Source organism: Bradyrhizobium sp. Ses1 (assembly GCF_059512365.1).
The window spans coordinates 42,006-58,461 of record NZ_JCAMOQ010000005.1 but is presented as its reverse complement, the minus strand read 5'-3'; the positions used below and the strand labels follow the sequence as shown (position 1 = coordinate 58,461).

The 16,456-nt window shown below is 62.1% G+C and carries 14 protein-coding genes and 1 pseudogene; 6 read left to right on the top strand and 9 right to left on the bottom strand.

Annotation, left to right across the window (positions count from 1 at the left end):
• Positions 1-251: 251 nt before the first annotated feature.
• Both AC5ZG5_RS08590 and AC5ZG5_RS08585 read left to right on the top strand, forming a co-directional pair.
• Positions 252-632, top strand: coding sequence for a hypothetical protein (locus AC5ZG5_RS08590; RefSeq protein WP_456642324.1), 381 nt, complete (start codon positions 252-254; stop codon positions 630-632).
• Between the two features lie 90 nt (positions 633-722).
• Positions 723-1,100, top strand: coding sequence for a hypothetical protein (locus tag AC5ZG5_RS08585; RefSeq protein WP_456642323.1), 378 nt, complete (start codon positions 723-725; stop codon positions 1,098-1,100).
• 297 nt (positions 1,101-1,397) lie between these two features.
• Here AC5ZG5_RS08585 and AC5ZG5_RS08580 read toward each other — a convergent pair whose 3' ends face one another.
• From AC5ZG5_RS08580 to AC5ZG5_RS08570, 3 genes and pseudogenes are all read right to left on the bottom strand, one after another.
• Complete coding sequence (locus AC5ZG5_RS08580) at positions 1,398-2,498, bottom strand: tetratricopeptide repeat protein (RefSeq protein WP_456642322.1); 1,101 nt, start codon at positions 2,496-2,498, stop codon at positions 1,398-1,400.
• A 35-nt stretch (positions 2,499-2,533) separates the two neighbouring features.
• Positions 2,534-2,830, bottom strand: coding sequence for a hypothetical protein (locus AC5ZG5_RS08575; RefSeq protein ID WP_456642321.1), 297 nt, complete (start codon positions 2,828-2,830; stop codon positions 2,534-2,536).
• A 335-nt stretch (positions 2,831-3,165) separates the two neighbouring features.
• Positions 3,166-3,733, bottom strand: a pseudogene (locus AC5ZG5_RS08570) (class I SAM-dependent methyltransferase).
• Between the two features lie 252 nt (positions 3,734-3,985).
• Here AC5ZG5_RS08570 and AC5ZG5_RS08565 point away from each other — a divergent pair.
• Positions 3,986-5,197, top strand: a complete 1,212-nt coding sequence (locus AC5ZG5_RS08565) for an ABC transporter substrate-binding protein (protein ID WP_456642320.1) — start codon at positions 3,986-3,988, stop codon at positions 5,195-5,197.
• A gap of 121 nt (positions 5,198-5,318) precedes the next feature.
• On the opposite strand, the gene AC5ZG5_RS08560 is transcribed toward AC5ZG5_RS08565, so the two are convergent.
• Positions 5,319-6,029: a TetR/AcrR family transcriptional regulator gene (locus tag AC5ZG5_RS08560; RefSeq protein ID WP_207231053.1), complete on the bottom strand. Its 711-nt coding sequence runs from the start codon at positions 6,027-6,029 to the stop codon at positions 5,319-5,321.
• A 217-nt stretch (positions 6,030-6,246) separates the two neighbouring features.
• Between AC5ZG5_RS08560 and AC5ZG5_RS08555 the strand changes: the two genes are divergently transcribed.
• Entirely contained in the window at positions 6,247-7,488 is a 1,242-nt protein-coding gene (locus tag AC5ZG5_RS08555) for an efflux RND transporter periplasmic adaptor subunit (RefSeq protein WP_456642319.1), read from the top strand.
• A gap of 57 nt (positions 7,489-7,545) precedes the next feature.
• Complete coding sequence (locus tag AC5ZG5_RS08550; protein ID WP_456642318.1) at positions 7,546-10,752, top strand: efflux RND transporter permease subunit; 3,207 nt, start codon at positions 7,546-7,548, stop codon at positions 10,750-10,752.
• 894 nt (positions 10,753-11,646) lie between these two features.
• On the opposite strand, the gene AC5ZG5_RS08545 is transcribed toward AC5ZG5_RS08550, so the two are convergent.
• Positions 11,647-12,420 (bottom strand): gamma-glutamyl-gamma-aminobutyrate hydrolase family protein, encoded by a 774-nt coding sequence (locus tag AC5ZG5_RS08545; RefSeq protein WP_456642317.1) that lies wholly within the window; start codon positions 12,418-12,420, stop codon positions 11,647-11,649.
• Between the two features lie 270 nt (positions 12,421-12,690).
• Between AC5ZG5_RS08545 and AC5ZG5_RS08540 the strand changes: the two genes are divergently transcribed.
• Positions 12,691-13,830, top strand: a complete 1,140-nt coding sequence (locus AC5ZG5_RS08540; protein WP_456642316.1) for an AI-2E family transporter — start codon at positions 12,691-12,693, stop codon at positions 13,828-13,830.
• Positions 13,831-13,836: 6 nt separating this feature from the next.
• Here the strand turns inward: AC5ZG5_RS08540 and AC5ZG5_RS08535 are convergent, their stop codons facing one another.
• The 4 genes from AC5ZG5_RS08535 to rpsI all read right to left on the bottom strand — a co-directional run bounded on the left by AC5ZG5_RS08535 (position 13,837) and on the right by rpsI (position 16,455).
• Complete coding sequence (locus tag AC5ZG5_RS08535; RefSeq protein WP_028162832.1) at positions 13,837-14,133, bottom strand: antibiotic biosynthesis monooxygenase family protein; 297 nt, start codon at positions 14,131-14,133, stop codon at positions 13,837-13,839.
• Between the two features lie 97 nt (positions 14,134-14,230).
• Positions 14,231-14,467, bottom strand: a complete 237-nt coding sequence (locus tag AC5ZG5_RS08530; RefSeq protein WP_028162833.1) for a hypothetical protein — start codon at positions 14,465-14,467, stop codon at positions 14,231-14,233.
• Between the two features lie 60 nt (positions 14,468-14,527).
• Complete coding sequence (locus AC5ZG5_RS08525) at positions 14,528-15,745, bottom strand: GGDEF domain-containing protein (protein WP_456642315.1); 1,218 nt, start codon at positions 15,743-15,745, stop codon at positions 14,528-14,530.
• A 233-nt stretch (positions 15,746-15,978) separates the two neighbouring features.
• Entirely contained in the window at positions 15,979-16,455 is a 477-nt protein-coding gene (gene rpsI / locus AC5ZG5_RS08520; protein ID WP_028162835.1) for a 30S ribosomal protein S9, read from the bottom strand.
• Position 16,456 lies beyond the last annotated feature (1 nt).

Here is a 16,456-nt window from a genome sequence, read left to right as displayed (position 1 = left end):
GGCGCGAAACAATCAAGGTCTACGCCAATCTGGCCGTTCGGCAGCCGCTTGTAAGGAGCAAGCCGGAACGGCTCGGATGAAGTATTCTGCGGCATAAGGATCACTCGACCGCCTGACACCCACGGAAGCAACCGTTTGCCGGTGACCAAGCCACAACCTGCAATAAACCAAATATCGCTTCCCCCATTGTGCTGAGCCTTTCTACCACTATCATAGGCTCTCAAACCGTTAAGTACAATTTCGCGAGGCCCATGCCCGTGGAGCTCGTATTTGTGGTTACCTATTGGGGCTGTTACATTGTTTGGCCAGTTCTCTTTGGCTGGGCGGTGATGCTCTGCTATACGATCATTCCAGGGTTTGCGTTGGGTTGGCGGCTGCAATTGGCCAATGCGAGCATTCGGACCTATATTTGGTCGGCTGAACTGCTTTTAGTAAGTTTGTTCGCGTCGATTTTGATCATCGAATCTTTTTTCGTTGGCATGCGCCGGTTCGAAAGCATGACTGCTCAGCCGCAAGGAGCGCTCTTGCTTCTTGGCTTCGTTCACGTGATCGGGTTGGTACCGGTGCGCGTTTCGATGTGGCTCGGCTGGCGCGTTGCAACAATGCTCAAGGGACATGCCAACCCTGCGTAAGAAAGCCCACATCGAGTCCGGAATGGCAGTTCCCCGCTGGCCCATCAAGGCGGCCACGATCATCGTGGCGGCGATCGGTGAGGACCAAGTGTGACTCCCGTTGATCCGGTTTGGTGGGGCGTTCTTGCTGTGCTGGGTGCGTCCGTGCTCATGGTGTTGCATCCAAAATGCTTCTTCGGTCGAAAGTTGTCATTGGAGGAAGCGCTCTCGGTTTGCTGGGTTGCGTGGTCGATCTATATGGGGGCGTTCTTAATTTACATAGGGCTAAAGCTACCATTGGGTCTTTCGCGCGATGCGCATGCTCCGGCTGTCGGCGTGGCCGTTTGTTCATCCCTGCCTGCCATTTTGTGGTTGGGGCGGGTCGTTACCGACTGGAAGAGCGCGGTGACCAAATCAATTTTCGGGCTATTGATTCTCACTCTAGTAGTGGTTTCCCTCACGCTTGACTTGGCGCTGTCTCGCAATTGAGAACTCGTGCACTTCTGCAATTGGCCCGTCGGCGAAGTGCCCGCACAGCGCGTCGAAGGCCGGAGTGTGGAGTATAGCAGATTAGATTTGCTCAGATTGAGTTATTCGCATTTTGGACCCGAAGCGGTCACTGACAGGTCTAGCGCACAGTATCAATTTTCGGCATCTAGTCTTCTTCACACATACCGGCTCACTGTCGGAAATGTCCTGAGGAAACCGCCGCCGCGCACACGGCTGGGCCGCCGGACACGAATATCGGCAACAAGTTGCGCCTGACCGTCCTGCGGGAAACCCGAGCTAACCCGACGAGTGCTTCTCCAGAGCCACCGCGATCTTCTCCAGGGCGGCATTCCTGTGCTTCATGTCGACGATCTGTTGTTCGCACATCTCGATCATCGTCCGGCCGGACCAGCGTCTGCGCGCATGCACATCTAATCGGGAACAAAGCCAGCCCGCCACCGCGAAGAGGCCTATCGTGGCGAGCCACGATAGCACCTGCCCCTGACCGAAGTCCGCGATGGCACGGCGGAAATCGCCCCTGGACAGGTACGCGCTGGCGCGACCGCTATGGGCGTCGCTATCGTTCGGATTGAGCGCGATCATCTGATCGTAGTCGGCGATGGCGCGGTCAAGATCGCCCTTGGCTTGATAAGCGTAGCCGCGGTTATAGTAGGCGTCCCTGTATCTCGGATAGAGTGCGATCGCCTGACTGCAGTCGGCGACGACGCGATCGAGGTCACCCGTTGCCCTGTACACGAGGGAACGGTTGTAATAGGCGACCGCATATTTCGGGTCGCGCGCGATCACCTGGTCGTAGTCGGCGATGGCGCGATCGAGGTCGCCTTTGCTATAGTAGGCATTGCCGCGGGCGGTGAGGGCGACATTGTTGTTCGCATCGAGCTCGAGGCTGTCGGTATAGTCGGCGATGGCACGGTCGTTGTCGCCCTTGGCCTGATAGGCGTCCCCGCGCTCGCCGTGTCCGACCCGTTTTCCGTAGTCCGACAGACCGCTTTCGAACGCCCGGTTCACGTCCGCTATCGCCCGATCGTAGTCTTGCCGCTGGTTGTAGATGCGCGACCTGTTGAGCAGTGAGCCGGCGGCTTTCGGTTCGAGCCGGATCGCCTCGTTGTAGTCGTTCAAAGCGCGGTCGACGCGATCGGCGACGCTTGTCCACGACCAGGAATAGCCACGCGCATGATACAAGCTGGACAGATCTTGGTCATCGTAGTCGCCGCTTTCGATCGCGCGGGTACAGGCGGCGATGGTCGTTTCAGCGGTTTCCTTCGATCCGTGCAAGCAGTCCTGTCGATCGTCCGCTGCCGCGGGCCGGATGACGGCAGCGGTCGTTGCGAGTGTCAACGCAACCAGCCAGAGATGCGCGGAAATCGCCAAGCGCATATCGTTCCTCCCCACGATGCGCCAGCGTTCGAGCTCTAACCCGCAGACTGCTTTTCGAGAGCCGCCGCGATCCTCTCCAGCAATGCGTTCGTGCGTTGGGTTTCTACAACCTGCTGTTCGAAGAGATCGACCCAACTCGCTCCGGATGATGCACGCCCATTCCTGCGCGAAAACCACAGCCAAACGCCGATCAGCGCCAGGAACGGCAACCAGGACACGATCAGACTCACCGGCGTACCGCCGCGTGCTGTGAGCGTAAACCAGGCGAAGAAAGCTCCAACGAGAACGATCCACACAGCGGCGGGCAGAAACCAAGAGCGAAGCTTGGTCATTCCAGGCACGGCAGTTCCCTTTGGTTGATCTAGGGATACAGACGCTATCATTGGTTGATTGACCTTTCCATGCCTCCCCTCTGCAGCCGTCGCAATGTGGTTAGCCGTTTCTTTGCGAAGTGCCCTCAGCCACCATGAAAAGCTCGGCGCAAGCTAGCCCATGGCAGCGCACGTCGCTGGCTTGTCGGGCGCCCTCAAGTTTCGTCTACCGGACGTGAGGTCTCCTTGTGGCCCAACTCGGACCTCTGGTGAGATCCGCTATCGCGCCGCTATCAGGCGTACAACGGACATCATACGCACCCTGATCTTCGGAGCCGGATTTATGAGTACGTGCCCTAAGGAACGACACCTCGGCAGGCCCACGCGACGTTCGCAAACGATCTCGGACCGTCGGGCCGGCCGGCCTCGTAGGCATCGTGCACGGCGGCGCTGGTGCGGCCGCGCTCGGCAGCGTCGAGCGTTGCCATGTATTTGCCGAGCGGCCCTTCGCCTGGGCAATCGGCGCCCAGTAGTCGTCGAAGCTGAGGTAATCCATGCGGATCATCAGCTGCCGGCTTCGGGAACGAAGTGAAGCACGAGCAGCGCCAAGGCGCGGTCGAACGTGTCGCTTTCGAAGGGCAGCGCGCAGGCATCGGCTTGCCGGATATCTATCCGCGAATCGGTGTTGCGGCGGATGGCATCCTCGACAAAGACCGGCGAATAGTCGATCGCGGCAATCTCGCTGAGGCCGGCGGCCCTGGCGAGCGCGAAAGTCAGGCTACCAGTCCCGCAGCCGACGTCGAGGATCTTTTCGCCGTCGGCGACCCCCGCGAAACCAATGAATAGGGGCGCGAGCCTTTGGCTCCAACGGCCCATGAGCTGTTCATAGTCAGCGGCGTTGCCGACGTTGAATTCTGAGGCCATCGAAACCTCCTCGGCAAATGCAAATCCCCGAGCGGATGGTTGCCAAGGCGCCAAAGCACCGCACTGCAGGAACAGCCGCTCGCGACACGCTTCATTCAATCCCCCTCACTTGTGTTGCTCAGCGGATCGGTCGCATCAAACAGCGGGACTGATGGCGCTTGTGTGGATTGCTCCCGCTTTCCCTTGACGGATGACTTGCAGAACTGCGAGTGACAACGCAAACTGCAGCAAAATAAAAAAGGGAGTGAAAAGATGAAACGGCGCACATTTCTCGCTGGCCTTGGTGCCACGGTCTTCTCGCCGGCGATTGTCCGCGCCGCCGGAGATACGCCGTTAAAGTTCGGTGTCCTGACGGACATGAATGGACTGTTCGCAGATAATAGCGGTAAGGGATCGGTGGCGGCCGCCCAATTGGCGATCGAGGAGTGTGGCGGCAGCGTCCTGGGCAAACCCATCGAGCTGATTTCGGCCGATCACCAGAACAAGCCCGACCTCGGCGGAAATATTGCGCGCCAATGGTACGATCAGGATGGCGTCGACGTCATCCTCGACGTGCCGGTGTCATCAGTCTGCATTGCGGTCCAGAACTTCGCCAAGGATCGAAACAAGATGTTCATCACATCCGCGGGCGGCTCCGCGGATCTGAGTGGAAAGCTATGTTCTCCTAATTTCATCCAATGGACATACAATACCTACGCACTCGCGAACGTAGCCGGGAAAGCGTTGCTGAAGCGTGGAGCCGACACGTGGTTCTTTGTTGTTGCTGACTACACTTTCGGCCATGCGCTCGAGCGCGATGTTACGGAAGTCGTGACCAAGGGCGGCGGGAAGTCACTGGGGCATGCGCCGCATCCGATCAATACGGCGGATTTCAGTTCGGTCCTTCTGACGGCCAAGTCTTCGGGCGCGAAAGTCATCGCACTCGCGAACGCCGGCGCGGACACTCAGAACGGCATCAAGCAGGCGGAAGAATTCGGCCTCACCAGTGGCGGCCAGCGGATGATCGCCCTCTTGATTGACGTCAATGACATCCAAAGCATTGGCCTGAAGAGCGCGCAGGGCCTGCTTGCGACCATCGGCTTCTATTGGAACATGGATGACCGGACGCGCGAATTCGCAAAGCGCTATGCCGCCAAGATGGGAAAGCCGCCGAGCATGATGCAGGCGGGCGTGTATTCGTCCGCGTTGAACTACATCAAATCGGTCCAGGCCGCGAACACCAAGGATCCTGCCGCCGTGGTCAAGGATTTGCAGGGCCGCACCTTCAATGATGCCTTCGCGCGAAACGGCAAGCTTCGCGCCGACAACCTGATGGTGCACGACATGTACCTCGCCGAGGTCAAGAAGGCGAGCGAGGTGTCCGACCCGTCCGATGTCTTCAGGATACTCGCGACCGTCGAAGGCAAGGACGCATTTCCGCCGCTCTCGAGCAGCGCTTGCCCGATGGTAACGGCGCAGAAGTAATTCGGGCAGCCGCGCAAGCTGTGCTGCAGAATCGTCAAGGTCTACCGCAATCTTTCGCGGTGGACCTTGTTCGTATGGATTACGTTCCGCGGCCCGCCGCAATCTGATCGTGGGCGATAGATCAGGCCTCGCGCGACCGATCAGCGGCGAGCGCGGCCGAGCTGTGATCGTCACTCTTTGTCATCGGCCACGCACGCATGGCCAGCCGGCCAATTTCAGACAATTTCGTCCGCGTAGCCCCATCGCGCGCTTGCACCGCAAGCCCGCGTGCGACCGCGCTGTAGTAGGCGGCCAGCATTTCGCAATCGACATCTCGGGCTACGTCGCCATCCATCACGCCTTTTCGGATGCGTGCAGCCATCGCGCCTTCAGAAAAAGCGCGATGCTCGGCCATCATGTCGCGAATGTTCTTCATTCCCGGTGCGCAATGCGTGCCCGCAAGCGAGATCATGCAGCCGAGCGGATGATCGCCGCGGGTGAACTCTTCTGCGGTCGCCTCGAACAGGCGAGCGAACGCGGTCCTGGTGTCGATTGAAGGATCGTTGAGAATGGAAAAGAACCATTGGCCGGACCATTCGAGAAAGGAATGCGTGGCTTCGCAATAGAGATCTTCCTTGCTGCCGAACGAGTTGTAGAAGCTCGACGCACTGATCCCCATCGCGGCGATGAGGTCGTTGAACGACGTGCCCTCATAGCCGCGCTCCCAGAACAGCTTCATCGCCTCCTGCAGCGCGGCGTCACGGTCGAATACGGCCGGCCGGCCCCGGCCGCGCTTCTCGTCCTGAGCGTTCTTTGCCTGAATTTTCTTCCCTTGATTTATTTTTGGTGTCATCACTCCAAAAATCCTTAAACAGCGCCTCCCCAAGTTTATATCTCGCGAAGCATATTGGAGTTCCCCCTCCAAATTTCAACCCCGAACACAACTTATCCGCTTCCGAAATAACTGCCTGGCGAGACCTCCTCCCGAAACCTGGACTGGCCGGTGTGATTCGGCAGGCCGGCAGAGCTTCGGCCGAACTGCCGGCATGGCAAGGACTGATGGTAGCCTCATGGATCAGATCAGCGATCATTCGAACATTGAACGAGAACCGCTGAAGCCGCCGGCTCCGCGCCGGCGGACATGGAGAACGGCCGCAATCGCTGCAATAGCGGTGCTTGCCGCGCTCCTTGTTTACCTGGGCTTCGCGCCTCGCAACGCAGACCAGGCGGCCGCGTCAGCGCCTCCCCTGCCGGTGACGGTGAGCCAGCCCTTGCAGCGTGAGGTCGATACCAGGGTCGGTTTCCTCGGACAGTTCTCCGCTATCGACCGCGTTGAATTGCGAGCCCAGGTGGGTGGCACCCTGACCGAGATTCATTTCAAGGATGGCCAGATCGTCCACAAGGGCGACCTGCTGTTCGTGATCGACCCGCGGCCCTACGAGATCAGGTTGGCGCAGGCGCAAGCCGCGCTTGAGACCGCAATGGCCCGCGTGGCGCTTGCCAGCAACCAGCTTTCGCGCGCGCAATCGCTCAAGCGCAACGAGTTCGCAACGCAGGAGACGGTCGACCAGCGCACCAACGACCAGGATGCGTCGCGGGCCGCGGTCGAAGACGCCAAGGCGCGGGTGCGGGATGCGCAACTCGACCTTGAATACTGCCGCGTACGGGCGCCGTTCACCGGGCGCATCGGCGCGCGCCAGGTTTCGATCGGAAGCCTGGTCGCGGGCAGCCGTGCCGCAACCAGTCCGACCACGCTGCTCACGACGCTGGTCTCGCTCGATCCTCTTTATCTCGATTTCGACATGAGCGAATCGGATTTCCTGACGTTCTCGCGCGAGCGCGCCCGCGTTGGCGGTCCGCTCGCCAACAAGGTCGCGATCAGCCTCAGCGACGAGAACAGTTTCATCCGCGAGGGCACGCTGGACTTCATCGACAATGCGCTCGATCGCTCCAGCGGCACCATCCATGCCCGCGCCACCGTACCGAACCCGGATCTGTTCCTGGCGCCGGGCCAGTTCGCACGGCTGCGGGTTGCGATCGCTCCGCCGACGCAGGTTTATCTGTTGCCGGACGCCGCTGTCATGCTCGACCAGTCGCAGCGGCTGGTCATGACCGTCGGTCCTGATGCGACCGTGAAACCAAAGATCGTAACCACCGGCGATCTTCGCGGCGGATTGCGCGTGATCCGGTCGGGCCTCGAAGCGAGCGACCGCGTCGTCATCGACGGCCTGGTACGCGCCATTCCCGGCACCAAGGTGGCGCCGCAGGACGGCGTCATCCACTACGACGCTGCCGCCGACGGCCAAGGTTGACGGCCAAGGTTAACGGCAAAGGCTAAAAACCAGGACCGAGAAGACAGGAGCTTCCCCGTGACCCACAGCTTCATCGACCGGCCGATTTTTGCGACTGTCCTCTCCGTCTTCCTGACGCTGATCGGCCTCGGCGCGCTCGCCATCCTGCCGATTGCGCAATATCCGGAGATCGTGCCGCCGACGGTCCAGATCACCACCACTTATCCCGGCGCATCTGCCGAGACGGTATCGCGCACAGTGGCGACGCCGCTCGAGCAGCAGATCAACGGCGTCGAGAACATGATCTACATGAGCAGTCAGTCCACTGGCGACGGCAAGCTCACCGTCACCGTGACGTTTCGCATCGGGACCGACCTCAACGTCGCGCAGATGCTCACGCAGAACCGCGTCCAGGATGCGCTTCCCCGGCTGCCGGAGGACGTCCAGCGGCTCGGCGTTCAGGTGCGCAAGTCGACGCCAAACATCCTGCTCGCGGTGCATCTTTATTCGCCCGACTCGTCGCGGGACCTGCTCTACACATCGAACTACGCGACCTTGCACGTAAAGGACGTGCTGGCGCGGCTGCCGGGCGTCGGCGACGTGCAGATGCAAGGTGGACGCGAATACGCCATGCGCATCTGGCTCGATCCCGACAAGGTCGCCGCGCACGACATGAACGCGAGCGAGGTGCTCGCCGCGCTGCGCGCCCAGAATGTCCAGGTTTCGGCGGGCGTGCTGAACCAGCCGCCGGTCGCCTCCAAGCAGGCCTATCAGATCAACGTGCAGACGCTTGGGCGGCTCTCGACACCAGAACAGTTCGCCGCCATCGTCCTGAAGTCGGATAACGAGGGCCGCGTGACGCGGCTGCGCGATGTGGGCCGCGTCGAGATCGGCGCTTCCGATTATGGATCGTCCGCCTACATGGATCGCGAGCCGGGCCTGCCGCTCCTGATCTTCGCCCAGCCGGGCGCCAATTCCCTCGCCGTCGAGCACGAAGTGCTCGATGCGATGGAAAAGCTGGGCAAGGACTTCCCGCCCGGCCTCCAGTACAAGATCATTTACGACCCCACCATTTTCGTTGGCAAATCGGTCGACGAGGTGATCAAGACCATCTTCATCGCGATCCTCCTGGTGGTTGGCGTCGTGTTCCTGTTCCTGCAGAGCTGGCGCGCTGCGATCATTCCGGTGATCGCAATCCCGGTGTCGCTGGTCGGCACTTTCACCTTCCTCTACGCGCTCGGAATATCGCTGAACAACCTGTCGCTGTTCGGCCTCGTGCTCGCGGTCGGCATTGTCGTCGATGACGCCATTGTCGTGGTCGAGAATGTCGAACGCAATCTCGAACGCGGCATGACGCCCGCCCAAGCCGCCCATGTCACAATGGACGAGGTCGGCGGAGCGCTGATCTCGATTGCGCTGACGCTATGCGCGGTGTTCGTGCCCTCCGCCTTCCTGTCGGGTATTACCGGGCAGTTCTTTCGCCAGTTCGCGGTCACGATCGCCGTCTCCACCCTGATCTCGTGCTTTGTCTCGCTGACCCTGAGCCCTGCCCTGTGCGCGGTGTTGTTCAAGGCTCACGAGCACGGCCAGAAGCCGCGCGGCCCATGGATCGCCCGGCTGGTGCAAGCTGGATTTGCGCGGTTCAATCTCGGCTTCGAGTGGCTGTCGACGAGCTACGGACGGCTGACGCGGCGGCTGGTGCAGATCACCGGCGTCGTGCTTGTGGTCTACGCCGGGCTGATCGGCGTGGCCGGCTTTCAATTCGCCCGCGCTCCTACCGGCTTTATTCCGGAGCAAGATCAGGGCTATCTCATCACCGTCGTGCAACTGCCGCCCGGCGCTTCGCTCGAGCGCACGGAGGCGGTGGTCAAGAAGGCGATCGAGATCATCATGACCACGCCCGGTGTCGAGCATGTCGCGCCGTTTGCAGGACTGGATGCAACCACCTTCACCATCGCCTCCAACGCCGGCACGATCTTTTCCGGCCTGCCATCGCTCTATAACCATGATGTGCCTGGCCTGACCGCACCGAGCGTGCTCGCCGATCTGCGCAAGCGCCTCTCGGTGATCCAGGAAGCCTATGTGCTGACGATCCCGCCGCCGCCGGTGCAGGGCATCGGCAATGCTGGCGGCTTCAAGATGATGCTGCAGGATCGCGCCGGTCTCGGCTCGGAGGCGCTGTCGAAAGCGGCACAGGCACTGGTCGCAGCCGCCAACAAGGATCCGAGCTTCTCGGGCGTCTTTACTCTGTTCGGTACGCGCTCGCCTTCGGTTTATGCCGATATCGATCGGGAGAAAGCCGAGAAGGTCGGGCTGACGCCCACCGACGTCTTCAACACCCTGCAAGTCTATCTCGGCTCGCAATATGTCAACGACTTCAACTATCTCGGCCGAACCTACCAAGTCATCGCGCAGGCCGACGGCTCGTTCCGCCAGGATCCGCACGACATCGCGCGGCTGAAGGCGCGCAACGCCTCCGGCGAGATGGTGCCGGTCGGCACGGTGGCGCGGTTGAAATCCGAGAACGCACCCTATCGCGTGCCTCGTTACGATCTATTCCCCGCTGCTGAAGTGATGGGCGTCGCGGCGCCAGGCGTCGCGACCGGCACCGCGTTGCACCGCATGGAGGAACTGGCGCACGAGGTGCTGCCGCCAGGCATCGGCTTTGAATGGACCGAGCTTGCTTTCCAGCAGCAACAGCCGGGGACCTCGTCCTTGCTGGTGTTCGGCGCAGCCGCCTTGTTCGTCTTCCTGGTGCTCGCTGCGCAATATGAGAGCTGGAACCTGCCACTCGCGGTGGTGATGATCGTTCCAATGTGCCTGCTCGCCTCCGTGACAGGACTTTTGATGCGCGGCATGGCGATCGACGTGCTGGCGCAGATCGGCTTCGTCGTGTTGGTCGGACTCGCTGCAAAGAACGCGATCCTGATCGTGGAATTCGCACGGCAAACCGAGGAAGCCGGCGCCACGCCCGGCGAGGCCGCCGTTAGCGCGGCGCGCACGCGGCTGCGGCCGATCTTGATGACGTCGCTGGCGTTCATCTTCGGTGTTGCACCTCTCGTGGTCGCAACCGGGGCGGGTTCGGAAATGCGTCAATCGCTCGGCACGGCGGTCTTCGCGGGAATGCTGGGAGTGACCGCCTTCGGCCTCTTGTTTACGCCAGCCTTTTATACAGTCGTCCGGAAGCTCGGGCGCAAAAAGGCGCTCGCTGCAGCGGAAACAGTTCGGCAAGTCGACGCTGATCGCAACGACCGGGCAAAGGACGTGCCGGCAGCTCGAGCTTAGCTGCTGCAATGCGTCACAACCCGACGGGGCAAATCACCAAAAGTCTGTCCAGTCTTGCTGCGAAAAATATTCCGCTTTCGCCGTCGGGCAAATCAGTGATTTAACTCCGCGTGTCTCACGGCGGATGAGGGGCGGCTCGCGATCGTCACGAACGTTGCGGTGAGATGCGGTGGACGCGGGTGTTGCGACTGACGAGCGTGACATCAGCGGACGGCGAAGTCGTGTGGTCCTGGCGCCCCGACGCTGGCGCTAAGCTCGCGAGCAGCAAGAACTGCTGCGGGCGACGGTGGCAAGAAAGCCCGGTCACCGGGGAGAGCTCGAAGGAAGCCGTAAAACCATCGCGCAGGGAAAGCCGGAGTGTTTTCGGTTGAACCTGTGGTCCTACCCCCGTGCTTTTTGTTGCACGGGACCCACGGGTGCAACCAGCACCCGGCTTTCCCTGCGCCCTCTACGATCTGAGAGGTGGAAAGTGAAGCAAAGCTCGGACGCAAAGCGCCGCGAGAATGCGGACTCACATCCTCACGCTATTTGAAATTTGAATCAGAACCCCACCCCACGTCGTCCGGGCTTGCGCGCCGCGGCGAAGCCTCTTGGCGTAGCCGGGATCCGGGACCCATAACCCCAGGCCGTTGTCGTGTGCTCCGCTGTAACCGCTTGCTCGCGCCACAACACTTTCCTGTGGTTATGGGTCCCCGATCCCGGGCGCAATTGCGCCCTAGGCGGGGACGACAGCGGTGCGAGGTTCATCGGGATCGTAGGATGGGTAGAGCGAAGCGAAACCCATCATCGCGCAACTTGCTCCATCGCGATGGGTTTCGCTTCGCTCTACCCTCCTACGCAATCGCTGTTTGACAATGAATCAGAACCCAATCGCCCTCATGGCGAGCAACGCAGCTACGCCGCCGCGCGCTGCCGTTCGCGCAACGCTGCCCCGAAAGCCTCGAACAACTTCTTGTTGATCGGGTTGCGCTGCGGGTCGTACTCCGCGTGCCACTGCACGCCGAGCGCAAAGGCCGCCGCGTCGGCGATGCGGATTGCCTCGATGGTGCCGTCCTCGGCGACGCCTTCGATCACGACGCGTTCGCCGGGCTCAAGGATGCCCTGCCCGTGCAGCGAATTGACACGGATGGTCTCGCAGCCCAGGAGCTTCGCGAACACGCCGCCCGGTGTGAGCGTCACGTCATGCCGGTCAGCGAACACGACCAGCGGATCCGGATGGATCTCGCCATTCTCCAGCCGCGGCATGCGATGATTGATGCGTCCGGGCAGTTCGCGGATCTCGGGATGCAGCGAGCCGCCAAAGGCGACGTTCATCTCCTGCAGGCCGCGACAGATGCCGAACAGCGGAATGCCGCGCGCGACGCAGGCTTCCGACAACGCCAGCGCAACCTCGTCACGATGGATGTCGTAAGGCTCGTGACTGATATGCGGCTCGCACTTGAAGCGGGTCGGGTGCACATTGGCCCGCGCTCCGGTCAGGACCACGCCGTCGACCACGTCGAGCAAGGCGCCGACGTCGGTAATCTCGGGCGAACCGGCGAACATCAGCGGAACAGCGCCGGCGACATCGGTGATCGCGCGCAGGTTGCGCTCCCCAACCATCTGAACCGTGAAACGATCTTCGATGCGATGGGCGTTTCCGATCACGCCGACCACGGGCCGTCTCATTGCTCAGTATCTCGCGTAGGAATGATCTTCTATGTTTGTCATGGTTCCAGAGAGATAATGCCCCCGACTGGATCATGGATCAACATATTATGCTGGCGGAGCACATTGGCACGAGACGCAGGCGCGGCGGGGTCAAGGGACGAACGCGGCCCCGCAGGCTGGCCCGGGCGGCCTGCCCCTATCCCGTGGGAAGGCCTGCCCGACGGGCAGCGGCAAACCGGCACACGGCTTGATCCCGACGGGATTTTGGCGACAAGGTGAGATCAATCGATGCGCGAAGGAATCAACGTGAGGCTACCCGGCGGCGACCACCTGCAGGCCCGCAACGATCTGGCGTGGGCGATCAGCGTCGGCGGCATCGGCATCGTGCTGTTCGCGGCGCTCTTGGCGCTCGCCTGGCATTACGCGGCGACGCTGTTCCTGATCTTCGCCGGGGTCCTGCTCGGCGTCGCGCTCAACGCCCTCACCAACCTGCTCGGCCACGGAGTTAAGCTGCCCCATGCGCTTCGGCTGACCATCGTCTGCCTGGCGCTGGCGGCGCTATTGTCGGGCGTCGTCTTTCTCGGCGGAGCGACTATCGCCGAGCAGGCCTCCGCGCTCAGCGACACCATCAAGTCGCAACTGGTCAACGTGAAGTCCTTCCTCGAGAGCCACGGCATCGACACCAGCTATCTCGACTTCAGCAACCAAGCCTCCGCACCGACGGACTCGTCGACGCCGACGACCCCGGGCGCCGCGGCGACCCATAGTCTTCCGAGCGCCGGCGCGCTCGCCTCCAGCGGCGGCGCGATTATCAGCCAGACCTTGAAGGTGCTGCTCGGCACTGTCAGCGCGGTCGGCAACTTCTTCATCGTGCTGTTTCTCGGGCTTGCCTTCGCCGCCCAGCCCAGCATCTACCGCGCCGGGCTATTGTTCGTGATGCCGGCCCGGCACCGCGAGCAGGCCACCATCATCGTCGACCGTATCGGGGACACACTGGAGCGCTGGCTGATCGCCCAGATCATCACCATGGGCGCGGTGTTCTTCGTTACCTGGATCGGGCTCTCGATCGTCGGCATCCAGAGCTCGTTCATCCTGGGTATCCAGGCCGGCCTGCTCGCTTTCATTCCGACGGTGGGCGCGATCCTCGCGGGATTGATCGTGGTGCTCGCGAGCCTTGCCTCGGGCTGGATCGCGGCGCTCTCCGCCTTCCTGCTGTTCCTTGGCGTGCACGCCATGGAGAGCTACGTGCTGACCCCGATCATCCAGCGGCAGGCGCTCGATATTCCGCCTGCCACGCTGTTTGCGTTCCAGATCCTGCTCGGGGTGGTGTTCGGCGTCTGGGGGCTCGCGCTTGCGCTCCCCCTGATGGCTATCGCCAAGGTGGTGCTCGACCACTTCAAGGCCGAGGAGCCGCCTGCGGCGGCGTGAGGAGCCTCAGGCCGTCACGACGATCTCGGTATGCTCGACCTCCGGCGGCGCGGCAAAGAACGGCCCGACCAGCGCCCGCCAGGCGGCGAAGTCTTCCGAGCCGCGGAAATCGACGGTGTGGTTCTCCAGCGTCTCCCACTTCGCAACCAGCCGGTAGCGCGAGGGCTTCTCGATCGACTTGTGCAATTCGAACCCCTTGCCGCCCTTGGCGCGCAGAAACAGCGGCCGCGCCTTCTCCACCGCAGCTTCGAAATCCTTCTCGCTGCCGGGCTTGACGTCGATGAGTGCAATTTCGGTGACCATTGGGCTTCTCCCTGGAAAGGGCCCGTCTCTAGCCCAGCTTGTGGAAAAGAAAAAGGCGCCTCGCGGCGCCCTCACCGATACGGGATGTTCCCGTTACCTAATTGAACACGAGCACCGTGCCGAGGACCATCAACGTGATGCCCAGAAACATCAGCATCGGCCAAGGGCTGCGCGGGCGGCCGTAGCGGCCTTGGGCGCGCCGCTCGGCGATCAGCGCGGTCTCGTATTCAGCCGAGCTCGAGAACAGACAGGCGAACCCGCCGCGGGCGGTGGTGGCGGCGGCTTCGAGCGACAGCAGGGCGGATTGGGCATTGTGAAGGCGGGTCGATTCCATGGCCCGGATCATAGGAATCGAATGGTAAATGGAATCCTACCAACATCGCTCAAATCGCTCTCACGCCGCGATCGGCGTCTCGCGCGCCTGCGGTGCGAGACCGGCGGTCTTGCGCCGCCAGTTCTCCAGCGACAGCGGCAACTCTTCCGCGGCCTCGACGCGGTTACGGCCGCCGCGCTTGGCTTGGTAGAGCGCGGTATCGGCGGCCGCCAGCAGCACCTCGAGCTCGGTGCCTGCCGGTCCACCCGCAACGCCGATGCTGACGGTGGTGTCGACCGCCCCCTCGTCGCAGACGATGCCGGAGGCCTGGAAGCACTCGCGCACGCGCTCGGCGGCGAGCACGCCCTCCTCCAGCGAGCACGGCAGCAGCGCCGCGAATTCTTCGCCGCCAATGCGGCCGGAGAGATCGCTGATGCGGAGGTTGTTGACGACGACGGCCGAGAACAATTTCAGGATCTCGTCGCCGGCGGGATGGCCGAAACGGTCGTTGATCGATTTGAAGTGGTCGATGTCGAAGATCATCACCGTCACCGGCCGGCCGGCGCTTGCCTCGCGTTCGATTACCCGCGTGCAGGCCTCGGCAAAGCCACGGCGGTTGAACATGCCGGTCAGAGGATCCATCGAGGCCGCCGTCTTGTGCGCGGTCACCTTGCGGTCCGATACCAGCATGAAGATCACGAAGACGGTGCCGATCGCATAGAGGATGAGTTCGACAGCGAATACCGTCACCCAGGTGCTGTCGCCGAACGCCGCATCATGCGGGCGCAGGAAATTGCCGACCAGGATCGGCAGCAGCAGCACGCAGCCGTGCAGCACGGGCACCGCGAGTGCGGGCCATCGCCTTTGGGTCGCGCGCCGCCGCTCGCTCCACAATTCGGCTGCCGTGAGGCATGCGTAGATCGCGATGATCGCGGCGCCGATGGTCAGCTTCAGCGTGGGCAGCTCAGGCGGCAAGGTCAGCGCGGCGCCGACCCAGGCGATCGCGCCGAGCCCGAGACCGGCGACATTCGGCTTGCGGCCATGAAACACGCGTGCCGCGTTCCACACCATGCCGCAGGCGATGAAGCCCACCGCATTCAGCGCCAGCGAAGCAATTTCGCCCAGCATCGAGCCCGCGATGGTCGATGCCGCGACCGCAGCAGCACCGAGCAGATACGCGCTGCCCCACCACTTCAACGCCGGAATCTTCTCTTGATTGCCGAAGAACAACAACATGGCGCCGAGCATTCCGGCCACCATGGTGGCAAACAGATAAAGCGTCGAAGTATCGAACGACATGAGCCCTGCCTGGTGCGTGCGATGAAAGCGTGTGATGCCACGATCTCAAGGGCGCGATCCGAAAAGGATTGCGCGCCGTTAATGCTGCTCAGGCTATGCGTGGCGCGTTGGCAATCCGTTTGCGTGCACACAAAAGTTTTCGGGAAAAACTGCGACAATTGATGCGCAAAGGCGCAGCAAAAAGGGCGCCTCGCGGCGCCCCTTCGCAATTGGTGCAAATTGCAGTGAAGCGGTTAGCGCTTCGAGAACTGGAACGACTTGCGCGCCTTGGCGCGGCCGTACTTCTTGCGCTCGACCGTGCGCGAGTCGCGGGTCAGGAAGCCGCCCTTCTTCAGGACGCCGCGCAATTCCGGCTCGAAATTGGTCAGCGCCTTGGAGAGACCGTGGCGCACCGCACCGGCCTGGCCGGACAGGCCGCCGCCGGTGACCGTGCAGATCACGTCATACTGGCCGGCGCGGGCGGCGGCGACCAGCGGCTGCTGGATCATCATCCGCAGCACCGGACGGGCGAAATAGACTTCGACGTCTCGGGTGTTGACGGAGATCTTGCCGGAGCCCGGCTTGACCCAGACGCGGGCAACCGCGTCCTTGCGCTTGCCGGTGGCATAAGCGCGGCCGTACTTGTCGATCTTCTTCACATATTTCGGCGCATCGGGAGCCGCCGGCTTCAGCTGCGCAAGCTGATCGAGAGACTGCATGGTATCGGACATC

What these genes read in the sequence shown, in the direction of transcription:
- AC5ZG5_RS08525 (WP_456642315.1), bottom strand. Translation starts at nt 15,745, where the DNA reads ATGTCGTTCGATACTTCGACGCTTTATCTGTTTGCCACCATGGTGGCC.
- rpsI (WP_028162835.1), bottom strand. Translation starts at nt 16,455, where the DNA reads ATGTCCGATACCATGCAGTCTCTCGATCAGCTTGCGCAGCTGAAGCCG.
- AC5ZG5_RS08580 (WP_456642322.1), bottom strand. Translation starts at nt 2,498, where the DNA reads ATGCGCTTGGCGATTTCCGCGCATCTCTGGCTGGTTGCGTTGACACTC.
- AC5ZG5_RS08565 (WP_456642320.1), top strand. Translation starts at nt 3,986, where the DNA reads ATGAAACGGCGCACATTTCTCGCTGGCCTTGGTGCCACGGTCTTCTCG.
- AC5ZG5_RS08540 (WP_456642316.1), top strand. Translation starts at nt 12,691, where the DNA reads ATGCGCGAAGGAATCAACGTGAGGCTACCCGGCGGCGACCACCTGCAG.
- AC5ZG5_RS08555 (WP_456642319.1), top strand. Translation starts at nt 6,247, where the DNA reads ATGGATCAGATCAGCGATCATTCGAACATTGAACGAGAACCGCTGAAG.
- AC5ZG5_RS08590 (WP_456642324.1), top strand. Translation starts at nt 252, where the DNA reads ATGCCCGTGGAGCTCGTATTTGTGGTTACCTATTGGGGCTGTTACATT.
- AC5ZG5_RS08560 (WP_207231053.1), bottom strand. Translation starts at nt 6,029, where the DNA reads ATGACACCAAAAATAAATCAAGGGAAGAAAATTCAGGCAAAGAACGCT.
- AC5ZG5_RS08575 (WP_456642321.1), bottom strand. Translation starts at nt 2,830, where the DNA reads ATGACCAAGCTTCGCTCTTGGTTTCTGCCCGCCGCTGTGTGGATCGTT.
- AC5ZG5_RS08545 (WP_456642317.1), bottom strand. Translation starts at nt 12,420, where the DNA reads ATGAGACGGCCCGTGGTCGGCGTGATCGGAAACGCCCATCGCATCGAA.
- AC5ZG5_RS08535 (WP_028162832.1), bottom strand. Translation starts at nt 14,133, where the DNA reads ATGGTCACCGAAATTGCACTCATCGACGTCAAGCCCGGCAGCGAGAAG.
- AC5ZG5_RS08530 (WP_028162833.1), bottom strand. Translation starts at nt 14,467, where the DNA reads ATGGAATCGACCCGCCTTCACAATGCCCAATCCGCCCTGCTGTCGCTC.